The organism is candidate division KSB1 bacterium, from assembly GCA_034521575.1.
Lineage (GTDB): Bacteria > Zhuqueibacterota > Zhuqueibacteria > Residuimicrobiales > Krinioviventaceae > JAXHMJ01.
This window is the reverse complement of sequence record JAXHMJ010000002.1, coordinates 51,184-66,426: the sequence shown is the minus strand read 5'-3', so window position 1 is coordinate 66,426 and position 15,243 is coordinate 51,184. Positions and strand designations below refer to the sequence as shown.

10 protein-coding genes and 1 pseudogene are annotated in these 15,243 nt (G+C 42.4%); all 11 read right to left on the bottom strand.

From position 1 onward, the window contains the following. Positions 1-55 precede the first annotated feature (55 nt). The 11 genes and pseudogenes from U5R06_02840 to U5R06_02790 all read right to left on the bottom strand — a co-directional run bounded on the left by U5R06_02840 (position 56) and on the right by U5R06_02790 (position 15,123). Entirely contained in the window at positions 56-2,014 is a 1,959-nt protein-coding gene (locus tag U5R06_02840; protein MDZ7721772.1) for a six-hairpin glycosidase, read from the bottom strand. 18 nt (positions 2,015-2,032) lie between these two features. Continuing rightward, positions 2,033-3,349, bottom strand: a pseudogene (locus U5R06_02835) (GntP family permease). A 95-nt stretch (positions 3,350-3,444) separates the two neighbouring features. Continuing rightward, positions 3,445-4,035, bottom strand: coding sequence for a nucleotide-binding domain containing protein (locus U5R06_02830; GenBank protein ID MDZ7721771.1), 591 nt, complete (start codon positions 4,033-4,035; stop codon positions 3,445-3,447). A 10-nt stretch (positions 4,036-4,045) separates the two neighbouring features. Continuing rightward, the gene (gene pdxA, locus U5R06_02825) at positions 4,046-5,668 is read right to left on the bottom strand and encodes a 4-hydroxythreonine-4-phosphate dehydrogenase PdxA (protein ID MDZ7721770.1); all 1,623 of its coding nucleotides are present in this window, start codon (positions 5,666-5,668) and stop codon (positions 4,046-4,048) included. 10 nt (positions 5,669-5,678) lie between these two features. Further along, entirely contained in the window at positions 5,679-6,602 is a 924-nt protein-coding gene (locus U5R06_02820; GenBank protein ID MDZ7721769.1) for a dihydrodipicolinate synthase family protein, read from the bottom strand. Between the two features lie 14 nt (positions 6,603-6,616). Next, positions 6,617-7,762: an iron-containing alcohol dehydrogenase gene (locus tag U5R06_02815; protein ID MDZ7721768.1), complete on the bottom strand. Its 1,146-nt coding sequence runs from the start codon at positions 7,760-7,762 to the stop codon at positions 6,617-6,619. 16 nt (positions 7,763-7,778) lie between these two features. Beyond that, positions 7,779-7,943: a hypothetical protein gene (locus tag U5R06_02810; protein MDZ7721767.1), complete on the bottom strand. Its 165-nt coding sequence runs from the start codon at positions 7,941-7,943 to the stop codon at positions 7,779-7,781. Continuing rightward, complete coding sequence (locus tag U5R06_02805) at positions 7,913-9,244, bottom strand: sulfatase (protein ID MDZ7721766.1); 1,332 nt, start codon at positions 9,242-9,244, stop codon at positions 7,913-7,915. The genes U5R06_02810 and U5R06_02805 overlap by 31 nt, the downstream gene beginning before the upstream one ends. Before the next feature lie 100 nt (positions 9,245-9,344). Beyond that, positions 9,345-12,062, bottom strand: a complete 2,718-nt coding sequence (locus U5R06_02800) for a TonB-dependent receptor (protein ID MDZ7721765.1) — start codon at positions 12,060-12,062, stop codon at positions 9,345-9,347. Between the two features lie 215 nt (positions 12,063-12,277). After that, positions 12,278-14,080, bottom strand: a complete 1,803-nt coding sequence (locus U5R06_02795; protein ID MDZ7721764.1) for a T9SS type A sorting domain-containing protein — start codon at positions 14,078-14,080, stop codon at positions 12,278-12,280. A gap of 35 nt (positions 14,081-14,115) precedes the next feature. Continuing rightward, the gene (locus tag U5R06_02790) at positions 14,116-15,123 is read right to left on the bottom strand and encodes a LacI family DNA-binding transcriptional regulator (protein ID MDZ7721763.1); all 1,008 of its coding nucleotides are present in this window, start codon (positions 15,121-15,123) and stop codon (positions 14,116-14,118) included. Between the last annotated feature and the right edge of the window lie 120 nt (positions 15,124-15,243).

Below are 15,243 nucleotides of genomic sequence, written 5' to 3'. Positions count from 1 at the left end.
TAATTGCACTGTCACATTATTACCGACATAATATTTTTTTTTGATATCCAAATGTCTAATGACTCCGGGTCACAAAATCATCAATCCAGTAAACAACAGGTTTTACTTTTTGTCCGGAAAAAGGCAAATCCTCACCAAACATTCCAACGGCATCCGGATAACCATCGAGGTAATCAAGCGGCACAATATTCCTGTATGGGCCCGTTCTAAATACGATACGGTTTACATTGCTGACCGGCTCACCAAACTCAATGGCTTTTCTTTGAATCTTTCCGTCGAGATAAAAATCATAGGATTGTGAATCACAATCAAGAACGAGCTTGATTTGATGCCATGTCAGCGGTTGCATATCAACCCCGTCCAGTTCAACATCAAGCAAGTCGAAACGAACATTATCATGGTCGATGCGCAGCCGCGCCGCCCTCTCTCCTTTTTCACTGTGCACCTCAACTTCAAGCGCTTTGCCGAGCCTCACCCCGTAGGGATAAACTCTAAAGCTGATCTCGATATGTTGACTTTGAGGGAATATTTTTTCGGCTCGCGCATAATCATAAGGTTCTTCATCTTTGAGTTGTAGTACTTTGTTTATGCCGTCCAGATCATTGACAATGTCAACAGATGCCCATTGGGGGACATATAGATTCCAGTAATCCAGTGCATCAGCACGGGCAACTGAGTTGAAATTTTGATCAATATCTTTGGTGACCTCGCCTGTTATAGGTGTTGTTATATTTGCAATCCACATATCTTCTTTATTGTTGCTGAATACAACCCACATTTTATCCCCCGGGGGATTGCCATTTCCCTCGGCAATGCCGCGGAAATATTGAGGGCCAAAATTTTTATTTAATCCGCTGTACCGTTGCGGTGGAACTTGTCCGCTGACACATAACATTTCTGTAAATTCATATCCGTCCTCACTTGTCATTACAACCATCGGGAAACGATTTCGCCATGTGGGTGACTGGTTATGAACGAGCGCATATCTGCCATCATCTGTTTTTTGTGCCCATGTTTTGGACCCTGCCGTAATCAATGTTTTATTTTTCGTAATCGGCGTCCAGGTATTGCCTTTATCAGTTGTCAAGGCCGCATACTGGTTTTTCCACAATCCCACCACCACACTATCAGGTCGTGTATACCAATCAAACGCTTTCCCCGCACCCTTTGAGGTTGTAATTTTTTGATGAAACTGAAACGCATTTTCAATATCCCCGGGATTAATCGGGTAAAAACCGTCTTCAGCCCGATCTTCTTCCCACCACTGCAGGGTCATCAGCTTGTTTTGCAAAAGAGCTTCACAAGCTTTGATAAACCCTGTATCATCACTCTCGGTATAAAAGGGATATTTTGTATTCGATTCGTCGAAACCGGCATGCCGGTTGTAGCGAATAAAATAGATGGGGCCGAATGTACCGTCCTTTTTAATTTCCCTGACGACTCGTCCCAAACCCTTGCCGACATTGGGAGAATGCTGTGGACTTTTGCAGTAACTATAAAACCCGGATGTCAGTAATCTGCCGTTCGGCGCGACATAAAAACCCATACGTTGATGCATAACCGCTGGCATTCCTTCGGGAATATGAATATCATCTCTTGTAATCTCGGGCAATCTATAAACAGGGAAAACCACCGTCGGATCACTCCAGTTCACACCATCTTGGGACGTCAATATGGAAGTGCGGGTTGGCGGTGTATGTTCCTGATACAAACCGGACAAATACTGATAATAAAACCGACCGTTCCAATAGGCCAGGTAAGGCTGATGATTATAGGTATAGCCAATGCCGCCTTCACCCGGAGGATGTTGTCGGTTTGCTCTTACGACTTGATATTGATGCACACCCACAGCATGCGGCAGCTTGCCGTCAAAATAATGTTTATCGACGGTCTGTTCGCCCGAGTAAACAATGGGTTCGTCTTTTGATTTTTCTACCCCGGGAGGCATTTTTTGCTGTGAAAATATCAAACTTGAAACCAACAATAGAAATGAGAGCATTAATTTGTAGATCATAATCAACCTTTCTTTTTTTTACAACAAAATGAGTGATAACAATAGAATAATGATCATACCGAATACACCCTGCAACAGGGTTGCGATGGTATGAGTTTTCAGAGCAGTGGGTGTATCCATATTGGAAAACTGAGACACCACCCAAAAATAACTGTCATTAATATGAGAAACGGTCATGGCTCCGGCGCCGATTGCCAAAACAGTTAATGCTTTGGCTATTTCACCATCCAGTTCAAGCGGACCCAACAGAGGTGAAATAATTGCTGCGGTGGTGATGATGGCGACCGTTGACGAACCCTGAGATGTCTTTAATAGAGCGGCAATCATAAACGGAAGAAGCAAGCCCGCGTTCCAATTCGACAATGTATGGCCTAAATACGCTCCCAAATCCGTTGTTCTCAAAACATTACCGAATGCGCCACCTGCGCCTGTTATCAAAATGATGACACCCGCATTTTTCAAACCATCCGTTATCCAACCGCTATGGGTACTTGGGCTTTTTCTTTTTAAGAAAAATGAAATAAAAACTGCAATGAATAATGCAATGAACGGATCACCTGTAAAATCAATAAACTTGTAGAGTACACCTTCTCCAAAAGGGGTCGATGGAGAGTTTGCAATAGATTTGCAGGCTATCAAGATGATCGGAATCATAACAGGGGCAAAGGAAAGTGACGTGGAAGGCAAAACACGATCATTGCTTTGGGGTTCATCGGTATCGGGGGCAACCTTGAATTTTTTAGCAAAATTCTTTGCCCAAAACAAACCCGCCAAAGCCGAGGGTATGGCTGCAATCAGAACCCAGAACAAGTACCAGGCCGATATCCGCACCTAAAGCTGCCGCTGCAGCCAGGGGCCCGGGAGTTGGCGGCACAAAAACATGGGTTGCATACAAACCGGTTGCCAAGGCGACACTCAAGACTGTCAACGACATTCCTGTTTTTTTACTGATTGCTTTGTTAAGCGATGAAAGAATTATAAAACCGGAATCACAGAAAACAGGAATGGACACAATAAAACCGGTAAGATTCATCACAAGAGGAGATCTCTTTCCCCGATTATTCGCAACAAGGTTTCTGCTATTGTTTTTGTTGCACTGCTTTTTTCAAGATATTGACCTATTATTGCACCAAAAACAATAATCAGGCCGATACTTTCCAATGTATCGCCAAATCCCTTTTCTATCGATTCAATGATTACGGTTGATTCAAGACCGGATAAAAACCCGATGACTATAGAAGCCAATAACAACGATATAAAAGGATGCAATTTGTATTTTGCTGTGGCAATGACAACGATTGTCAAAATAATAATTAAACTGATCAAAGTAGTCATAATAGTATCTGTTTATAATCCGGTTATTCATTCATTTTCAAAGCCATCGCATCTTTTTACAATGACCCTTTTATCCTGATTTTCATTGATAAAGATTATCGAGCGCCTAAATAATTCAACAACCATGCCGGCCATGCATAACTGCCGGGTTTAATCGTTACAAAAAAATGATCGCGTGATTGTACACGCATTCTGATAACACCCGGAGAAAGCTCTTGAACCGGAAACAATTTTTCAAACCCGAGTTTTTCCGTGATTGAATGTACGGTCGCTCCTCCATCTATCAAAAGCTCATTGACATCTACCTGCTTCAGAACAACATGTACCAGTCTTGCCATCTCTTTTCTTAGTCGCACGGCATAATTCTTGTCGCGAACAACCTGCTGATCTATTTCGATAATGACAACAGTATGTTTATGAAAAGCCTGTACAACCTTTTCTTTCCACCATTGAAAAGAGTCTTCCACACCAAGGCTGTTAGTAAATACACTATCAGGCATTGGAATTATTTTTAAAGCCTTATTCGCTATGTCTTTAAATCCGGCCTTACCTTTTGAGTAGGCGCTGCCGCATACAATCAATATATTTTTTCCAAACTTTACAGATTTCCCGGTCTTTGAAATGACTTTATCATATCCTTTAATCTCAAGTAAAGCTTTGAAAAATTCAGCCCCGCCGGCCGGCAAAATCGTGTTATCAACCTTGGAAGCCCAGTCTTTCAGATCTTTGCTCGTACAATGCTTCACCGATTATTATTCCTTGCCGGATGATGTTTTGACCAAGCGCTAAGACGTGAACCGTATTGAGATCATCAGCATTTATCAATTCCAGTACATTGGATGTGGTTAAAGGGTAATCAGGATCGTCAGCCAGTTTCGTTTCATGTAGATACCGGTTTTTTATATAATAAATCCCCTCTTTTAGAATGCGGCCAAGAGAAGGATTTGCCGGCACCAAAAGAACTTTATCATAAACATCTGCGTTTAAAACAGCCTGGAGTTCTTTATAAATATGACCTCTAAATATCGAATCCGTTTTTTTAAAGGTTAAACCACGACCCAATTCCGTCAATTGTTTTGTGATAGAATAAACTTCATTATATGCATTCTCTGCTTTCATAGACCGGGTATCGGTTGCAATGATTAATAAATCGGACTCGGATATTCTATGAACATGTGGTTCAATTTCGACCGCAAGCCCGTATCGTAAACCCAGTCCGGCGATTTCAGCGGCGCCTGTAAAGTCATCTGCGATCACTGTCATCATGATTTGTTTCCAACCTTTTCTGAATTTACGATCGGACATTGATACCGCATATTTAATGGCAAGCACCAATGCATCTTTGCTGGCTATGCCCTGACCAGCAATCTCAAAAGCCGTACCATGATCAACAGAGGTCCGAATAATGGGTAAACCTAACGTAATATTGACACCGGTTACGCTCTTTATTTTTCCTGTCGCTTGATCCCATTGAAACGCAGCCAACTTGAAGGGTATATGGCCCTGATCATGATACATGGCAACACAACCGTCAAAGGCTCCGGCCTTTGCAGCAGCAAATAATGTATCAGCCGGGAACGGACCTTCTGCGTCAATACCCAGTTCCTTTGCGCGTTCAACAGCCGGCAGTATTTCTCTGGTATCTTCATCGCCGAACAAATTGCCATCGCCGGCATGCGGATTAAGAGCGGCTATCCCGATTCGGGGCTTGATCACACCAAACTGTTTGCACGCATTGTTTAATAATTCAGTTACCTGGACTATTCTTTGCTTTTTTACGGCGTCGCATGCCTTTCTTAAAGAAACATGGGTAGAAACGTGAACCACCCGAAAATTTTCGTCAATCAGGAGCATTGCATAGTTCTTTGTTTGGGTAAAATGGGCATACATTTCAGTATGTCCGGAAAATTTATGGCCCGCCACATTTACAGACTTTTTGTTGATCGGTGCGGTGACAGTGGCATCAATTTCTTTGGCCAGAGCAAGCTCAATGACTGTTTTCACACATTGAAACGCAGCCTCTCCAGCCATGGGCGATATTTTACCCATTTCAAGTTTATCTAAATCTATCAGGTCAAGAGAGTAAACAGTTATTGTATTTCGATCAAATTCGGCTTTTCTAATATTATCTATTGATTTTATGTTTTTCGGAACGTTTTGCTCAGCAGCGGCTTTTCGAATAACACTCAAATCGCCGACCAGAACAGGGTTACACCATTCAGTCACTCTATCATCACACAACGCTTTCACAACAATTTCAGGACCAATGCCTGCAGGGTCGCCCATTGTGATTCCGATTATAGGTTTTTGGTTCGCCATTAGATACTCATCAACTCCAGGTTAAATCATATTTATCAATTAAATGACGAGTTTGTTCGTGAATCATTTTTTCTTCATTTTCCGGCAGCTTTGTAAATGGCAGTGTAACTTTTTTACCGCACAATCCCGCTTCGTTCATCATAACTTTGAGTGCGGGTAAAGATTGGCCCAGTATTTTATCTTTTTGATAAACGCTTGCTATTTCCATCGAAATGTTTTGACAAAGCTCAGCATTTTCTTTATCTCTATTAATAACAGCCTGATACATATCTTTGTAGACCGGGGCATTAAAGTTACCTGTGCTCGGAACAATACCATCCACTCCGCTCCACAACCCGTTAAATGACTGCGCACCCCAGCCGATAAAGTATGAAAAGTCCTCTCGATTTGCCCACAATTCAATGGATTGTTGCAATCTCTCCATACCTCGTTCAGAGTCTTTTAGCCCAATGATCCGTTCATGGTGACTTAGCTTTTCAATGACTGTAAGCGGGATGGACATATGGGTTGTCGCCGGAATATTATAAATAAACATTTTTCCATGAATGGCTTTGACAAAACGCTCGTAATAATTCAGCATCTGATCATGGGTTAAAGGATAGTAACCGGGAAGTAAAACTACCACCGCCTCTACTCCTGAATCAAAATAACGATTTGCGGCTGTTACCGCATCCTCAAAACAATTATCGGATATGGCAACATAAATTCTGTGTTGATCAATATATTTTTGTAAAGCAGCTACAGCTTTTGTTTTTGCAGATTGAGGGATCGAAGCTGTTTCACCGGTGGTTCCAAACAGCAGAGTCTCACAGTCATTTGCGTTGAAATTTTCGATAATTCTTTCCAATGCAGGGATATCTATTTTTCCGTTATCATCAAACGGAGTCACCACAGGGATGATAATGCCGGAATATTCTTTTCGCCTTTCAATCATAGAGTTTGCCTTTTTCAATAAGCTTCATGATATATTTTTTTTGCGTCCTCGAGTGTTACATGACGAGGATTATTTTTTAAAAGCCTTTCTACCTTCATGGCCGCTTCCGCCAGTCTCTGCACAGCGGTTTTGGGAATATTCAGAGTAGAAAGTTTTACCTTTACGTTCAGGAACTCACAAAGTTGAAATATTCTATCAACGCCGTTTTGAGCCGTTTCATAATCATTTTTCCCTTCTTCCCCACCCAAAGCGCGGGCAACCGTTGCGTAGCGTTCAGTAGATTCCACCATATTGAATTTCATAACATAGGGGAATAAAACAGCATTGGACAATCCATGCGGAATATGATATTCGCCGCCCAACGGATAAGATAAAGCATGTACGGCAGCGGTATTGACAGAGCCAAGTCCGATGCCTCCATAAAGACTGCCGAGCGCCATGTTTTCACGCGCTTTTTCATCATTTCCATCATTATAGGCACGCCACAGAGAACTACCGATTAATCGAATGCCTTCCAAAGCAAACATGTCAATAACAGGATGAGCATACAGGTTGGTATATTCTTCAATACAATGTATGAGCGCATCCAAACCCGTGGTTGCTGTAACAGAAGGAGGAACGGATTTTGTAAACAAGGGGTTTATATAGGCTGCATCTGGAATCAGGTAAGAGCTTGTCACGCCTTTTTTAAGATTATCAGTCTCATCAAGCAATATTGCATTGGGTGACACCTCACTTCCGGTTCCTGATGTTGTCGGCAGACAGGCTAAATAAACCTGCCGTTGTTTTAAACGGCCGCCATCAAGCATCTCCAGAATATTTTGATCATTGTCAAGCATGGCGGCCAGTAATTTAGCAAGGTCTAAAACGCTTCCTCCTCCAATACCCGCTACGCTGTCAATGTTTTTCTGTTGAGCAAAGTGCAAAGCATTTTGAAAATCCTCAATCGTGGGTTCGCTGTTGACAGTTTGATACACAAAAACATCAGCGCCATCTGCTTTTATTTTTTGGGTTAAAGGATGAATGTGTTCAAGCAATGGCTCGGTTGTAATCAGCAGTAGCGTTTTACAACCCGTTGTTTTATAATCAGCAATAAACAGATCACTGCAACCATTTCCGAAAACCAGTTTTTGAGGAAGATTGAGACAAATTGTTCGCATTCTTTTCCATTTAGAATCAGGTTACAATAATACCGTCTTTTACTCTCCAGCCTTTTCGATTTTCAAACCGCCAATCTGATTTATCAGGATCATAATCGGGATTAACGGTCATCTCCCAGGCGCCGACTTTGTCTCTCCAGTTTTTTAATTTTACAAACAACCGCTCAGCGAGTTCAGGCATTTTATCCGCCAGATCATTGATCTCACTGGATCATTTTCCACATTAAAAAGCTGATACGGTTTTTCTTGACCTAACTTGCTTTGCTCAAACCATTCAATTAACTTGTAATTGCCCTCCCGGATGGCAGCAGCAGGTTTATATCCCAGGTGATGATAATGGGGAAAATGCCAGCATAAAAAATCCCGATCAAGATTTTTTTCCTGCTTGATCAACGGCAGCAAACTGACGCCGTCCAGATTCAACGGCAATTCTTTTTCTCCGAGTATATCTGCAAACGTTGGATAGAAATCATCCGATGTTACCAGTTCATTCGATACCGTTCCCGGTGCTATGACACCCGGCCATTTTATACAAAAAGGCACTTTAATTCCGCCCTCATAAATCATTGCCTTACCGCCGCGTAACGGGTCTTGCTCCTGATGCAGTTCATATCCGCCGTTATCGGAATAAAAAATCACAATCGTTTTTTCAGTCAGGTTATGTTCTTCAAGTTTATCCAGTATCTGACCTATCCCGGTATCCATTCTTTCAATCATTGCACCCATCACGGGATTATTCACGGGATCATTGGAATAGGGTTTGTCTTTATACTTTTGTACCAGATCATCTTTTTCCATCAACGGTCGATGAACAACATGATGGCTGGTATAACAGAAAAACAGATCATCTTTATGTCTGTCAATAAAGTCAAGAGATTGGTTGGTGATTTCAACAGCATGGTGCGCGTCATTGGGAGGCGCTTCATATTCCGGTTTGACTGTAGTTAGCACTTCATCAAAGCCCTGCGAGCCCGGATCTCCGGGTCTGCCCGCCTGGTACTCTTTATCTTTGCTGAGATGCCATTTACCGAAATGGCCGGTATGGTATCCATGTTCTTTAAACAGTTCTGCGACAGTCTTTTCTTCAAGCGGCAATCCGACAGTCAACAGATACTCGGGCACTTTGGGCCTGGACAAGCGCGCATACGGATAAGGACTTCCGGGTATGTAATCGGTCATATGTAATCGCGCGGGATTTTTCCCGGTCATCAGGCTAACCCGGGTCGGCGAACAGACCGGCCCCGCAGAGTAAGCATCTGTAAACCACATCCCGGCCGCGGCAATTTTATCGATGTTGGGTGTTTCATAAAACCCGAATCCGTGATAATTCACCTGATTCCAGGCCAAATCATCAGCCACGACAAGTACAACATTCCATTTTTTTTCAGATTTATGCGTACAACTCAAAGAGCCGGTCAGGGACAAACCCGTAACACACAATCCTGTTTTTCCAATATTTTTGATAAATTCTCTTCGTTGCATATAAAGTCCTGTTTTTTAGATATAAAATAAATCCTCCCAAGAACCGGGGCGTAATGAGCCTTTGCCCGTAATTGGGAGGATTTATATGGGAACTATAGAGTCATTTTAATACCAGAGCGTACGGAGATGCCATAATACGCATTTTCTCTGGACGAGAAGGTATATGGTAATACACACGCTTAACTGCATTTGTCAAATTGACGGCATCGATATAGAATTCAAAGCCGGGTATAAACTCATAGGATCCTGAAAAATCAACCTGGAGCCGTTCGTCGTTCCAGCGGTCGAATTCTTTATCCGTTTCAACCTCAACCAGCACTTCCGAAGTATAATTAAAACTCAAACGGGCGGTCAAGTCGCCTCTTTCGAAACTTAATCCTACATTACCGACATCACCCGCCTGGCCGGGAAGCACATCACGGTCTGCATAGGTGAGATCAACATCAGCCTGGGTATAGGTATAGTTGGCATAGACGCCGAATCCATTCCAAAAGCCCGGCAAAAAGGTTAATTGCTGCATCCATCCGATTTCAACACCATACAAGTCCGCTGTTCCGCCGTTAACCTGCATTATTTCGTCATAACCGTCATAGTTGCCGCCTTCAATTCGAGTCGCCGCTGGATAAATGACCTTGTCCAGACTTTTATAGAACAACCCTACATTGATAGCGCCGACACTTTGAAAATAATGACCCAGCATTAAATCCATGTTTTTTGATTCAGTCGGCTCAAGCTCCGGATTCCCGGCAACGATCTCATTATCATCCGGAATAATCCATCGGTACGGAGCCAAATCAAAATAATTGGGTCTGGCAATACCCTGAGTATAGGCAAGTCTGACATTTGTCATAGGAGATATATTGTACCGAAAGTGCACAGCGGGGAAAAAGTTGACATAATCATTTTCCTGGGAAACGGGTTTGTCATTCACAATCGCTCCGTCATCATCCAGTTGAAGCTCGATTCCATCATACGTCGTTTGCGTTAATTCGCTTCTCACACCGGCCAAAACCATCAATTCATTAAAGTGAATCGTGGTCATTAAATAACCGGCATAGATGCTTTCGGAACCCTCATATTGACCGCCAAAACCATCCTCGCTATCATTCACCGGTTCCTTGCGGAAGCCATTGTCGGGATCGAGATTGTTCTGTAAAAACTCGCTCGCTTTATCACCATCCATTATGGGACCCAATGTGTAATTGTCAAGTAATAAATCATCTATCGTTTCTCCGGTCGTCCCAAACATGCCGAGATCATAATCACCGCGCCATCTATAATTATAACGACGACTGTTTCGATCTTTTTGGTCAATCGTTAATTTACCACCGGCTTTAAACTCTGCCGGAAAAGCACCCAGATAATAGGGATATTTTACGTTAACAGCGCTGTTAAAATTATCATTCGAAGCAAATCTATCTTTATATTGTTGTTTATCTTCATTCCAGTTTTCAGGATTGAAAAAATAGCTTTGCTCATGGTTGGTGATGTTAACACCCGGAAAATCTACGTCCGACAGGTCCAATGCATAATCGATATTTTTTATCTGCCATTCGGATTTTATGTGTCCGTTATCACCGGTATATTCTTCACCATGACTATAGGATAGTGTATAATCCAGGTTCAAAAGTCCGAATTTATTTTGACCGCCTGCGGTAAAGGCATACAGATCCTGTATTTCATTCCGGCTGTTCAATTCAAAAGCCACGCGACCACCGCTTATTGTCGTCGCATTCAGATAATCTCCCTTGTCAAAACGATAACGGACCTGATTTCTATCCATATCATCGGTCCGCTTGTTGTACATGGCGTTAATAAAATATCTGTGGTCTTTGGAGGGCCTGAATTCGATCCCGGCATTTAAACCGATATGGTCTCGATTTGTCTCATAATTAAAAATCTTTAAATCAGTCAACGCTTCAGCAATTTCGTTCCCGTTTATATCTTCAACATCTTCCCAATCAAATTCATTGGAATGCGCTGTAATGGAATTTCTGTACCAGCTGGCGCCGACCGTGACACCGATTGTTTTATCTTTATTCAAAAAGGTGCTATAGTTTAGTGAAGCGCGATAAAGCGGATCGTTTCCCAATTTTTGATAGCCGCTGCCCAGATTCACATTAAGGCGGGGCTCCTGGTAATCAAACGCACTGCGTGTCACCAGATTGACCGTACCGCCGATTGCACTACCATCCATATCAGGCGTACTGGCTTTTGTGACATCTATAGATGCCAATTGATTCGCATTGACCACATTAAGCCCGATAAATCTGTCTTGTTCACGGGGCGTGGCAATTTTTTGTCCATTTACGGTAACATTGGTAAGACGAGGCTCTGTTCCGCGCAGCATAACAAACGCTCCTTCACCCAGGCTGCGTTCAACTGCTATGCCGGGAATCCGCTGTAAAACTTCAGCCGTGTTCATATCCGGGAATTTTTCCATTTCTTCTTTCGACACGACATTTTTAATGTTGGCCGCATTTTTCTGCTGATTCAATGCTTTAACCTGCCCCTGTCTTAAACCTTCTACGACAAACGCATCTAATTCAAGCGCAGTAAAATTCATGGGGACATCGATGTTTACTTTGGCATCAGATGGTTTTAATTCGACCTCGCTTGAAAACTCTTCGTATCCGATGTAGGTAACCTTTAAGGTATAGTCTCCAAAAGGCACATTTTCGATTGTAAAATATCCGTTCGCATCACTGGCAGCGCCGATCTGTGTACCCTCCAGGTAAATGTTTGCCCCGGGTAAATACTCTCCGCTTTCCGCATCTATAACTCTGCCTTCAATGCTTCCGCTTCGTTGGGCATACACGCTGCGGTTGCAGAACGATCCCCGTAAAGAGGATGATGAACACTTGCACTAACAGGAAATAAGACTTCATGGTTGAGCCTCCGTTTGGTTGATAAACTGTACTCTTTTTTTTATGTACTGCCTGTAAAACAACCGCTTCCAACACACCTCCTTTAAGTTTTTAGACCGCTGCTTTCGATTCCTATGGTAAAATCATTAATTTCATGTTACGACCTTTATTCAAGTAAAATCATTTTTTTTGTACAGACACTCTCGCCGGCTTTTAATTGATAAAAATAAACACCACTGGATAAATGATTTGCCGTAAATTGTATTTCATAAACACCCGGATTTTTTCTGGTATCGAGTAGCGTTGCTCTGATATGACCTAAAATATCAATTAATTTTATAGAGACATGCTGTTCAAGTTTGCCCTGGGGAACTGTAAATTTTATTCGCGTCGAGGCATTAAATGGATTCGGATAATTCTGATATAATACAAAGTTATCGGGACGCGTCTTTGAACCTTGCTCTTTATCTATTGAAGAGACAACGCCGTCATTATTGAATTTACTCAGATAAATATCTCTGGATTTACTGTAACTGCGGGTGTTCCCCAAATTGACATAGCCATCGTCATTGGTTTTTAATATTTTACCCAACCCATCAGATAAATATCCGCCAAATTGTTTAGACCATATATGATTGCCGTTCTTGTCGAGTTTGACCATAAAAGCATCCGTATATTGTTGCTCCGTTGTAATCCGGGTGACCGTATTTCCGACGGCAATAAAATTGCCGGCGGGTGTTTCCGCAATACCCCCGAATTGATCGTTATTAACATCTCCAAATGTCTCTTCCCACAACAGACGACCCGAATCATCCAACCTGACGACATACCCATCCCGGCCTCCCGCTCCCATGCTGGCAGTATAACCGCAGACAACAAAACCGCCGTCACGAGTCTCCCGAACCGATGATCCGACATCATACGCCGAGCCGCCGAACGATTTTTCCCAGATCGAATCTCCTTTGTCATCTATCTTTATAAAATAAACCTGAAAATCATCATCTTTGGTAAGAAAGCCGACGATGGCAAAATTTCCATCTGACAACTGTATTATATCATCGCCGCCAGTGCCGTTTTCTCCTCCATATGTGGTCGTCCATTGCTCTGACCCCTCTGCGTCTGTTTTGACCAGAAACATATTCTTACCAATCCCCGATCGAGGAGTCGTTTGTCCCAGCAGAAAATAGCCTCCGTCATCAGTAGCGATTATTCTCGATCCCGACTCTTCATTGACAGACCCGTACGTTTTTTTCCACTGATATTCTCCATCTGAATTGTATCGCAGCAACAGGATATCAAAACCGCCGACTCCAAAGTTTTCTGTATGACCCAGAACAAGATAACCGCCATCCTCTGTTTGCACCACATCAGCGCCCGAGTCAACTCCTTTCTCATCGCCATAAATTGCAGTCCATTCCACCTTACCCGCAGCATCTGTCTTGATCAAATAAACACTCCTATAGTCTTCATCAAACGGCGTTGTGCTTCCGACAATGATAAAACCGCCGTCCCTTGTTTGATTGATATTGCTTCCATTATCATCTTCATTCGTCCCCAATATCCTCTCAAACAGCTGAAGGCCACCTGACTTTTGAATACCGTATCCGGACAACGTATCCGAAAACGTACCGGCGCTGCTTTCAACCTTGAAAATCGCTGTGTTTTCAACAGGGCTGTCAGGCTGGTACTTTATCGATATTGCTTTTTTCTCAATAGGTCCCAGGGTGAAATTTCCGGGATTTTCTATTAGGGTAAAAAGCGATTCATCTGTACCGTCAATGGAAACAGAACTCACTTTTATTGGATCTGCTGTAATGTTATAAAGAAGCATTTGTCGTTCTGATGAACTGCCGACTGGAATTTTCCCCATATATAATGGAGAGGGCGATAAAAGGAGTTCCTGAGCATTTAGAGAAAAAGCCACTCCAATTAAAATAAAAAACAAAATTTTGTTGGCAAACTTGTACATTGTTACCTCCTGTTTGTTATGACACAAGTCGTGATTTAGCAAGAATCACGTATCATCAATTCAGTATTCAACATCATTTTAATCGACGGCTTTTCTGGTTCAATAATTTTTTGATACAATAAATCAGCCGCTCTTTTGCCAATTTCGTATCCGGGTTGCTTCACGGCGGTCAGTGGCGGATTCAATGAAATAGACCACGGCATATCATCAAATCCAATTATGGCCACATCGTCCGGAATAGCCAGATTCATGGCATGTATGGTTTCCAAAGCGCCCAGAGTAATAAGATTATTGCCTGTAAAAAAAGCAGTCGGTCTTTCCTCGAGCTGAAGCAGTTCCCGGACAATGACTTTGCCGCTGTCATGCTTCGAATCACCAAATCTGACCAACTCGTTCTCGACCGGTATATTATGTCTCTGAAGAGCCTTCACATAGCCGTCTTTACGCTGTTGACTTGTGGGGATAGAGGGCAGACCGCCTACATAAGCTATTCGTTTATAACCCTGCTCAATTAAAAAACTCACCGCTTCAAATGCCCCTCTTTCATTATCAACCAAAACAATATCCACATCCTGATACTCGGCCAATCCCCTGTCAACACAAACAATGGGGTAATTTTTTCCCAAAAGATCCATAACATCCTGATCATATTCATCAAAAGGCGCTAAAATCATCCCGTCAACAGATTCTGATACCATAATGTCCAGATACATGCGCTCTTTTTCCTTGTTTTGCGCAAAGTTGCACATCAACAAGGCATAATTTCTACTGTAAGCATAATCTTCAACCCCTCTGACAACATCCACATAAAAAGGATTTTGAATATCCGGAACCAACAGACCGATGATCTTTCGATGTCCATCTTTAATGCGCAATCGTTGCGCCACCCTGTTCGGACGATAATTAAGCGCTTTGATCACTTTATTAATTCTGTTCAGAGTTTTCGGATCAACCTTTTCAGGATAGTTGAGCGCTCGAGAAACCGTTGCTATAGACACATTGGCTTTTTCAGCAACCTGTTTTAGGCTTGGATTCTTTTGCATTTAATGTAAACGTTTTCATTATGCTAATTTATTGTATTTATTAGGTTTATTTTACTGCTTAATGCTTTTTAATGATAACGTTATTATAATACTGAATAATTTTTTAAAAGTCAAGCTTTT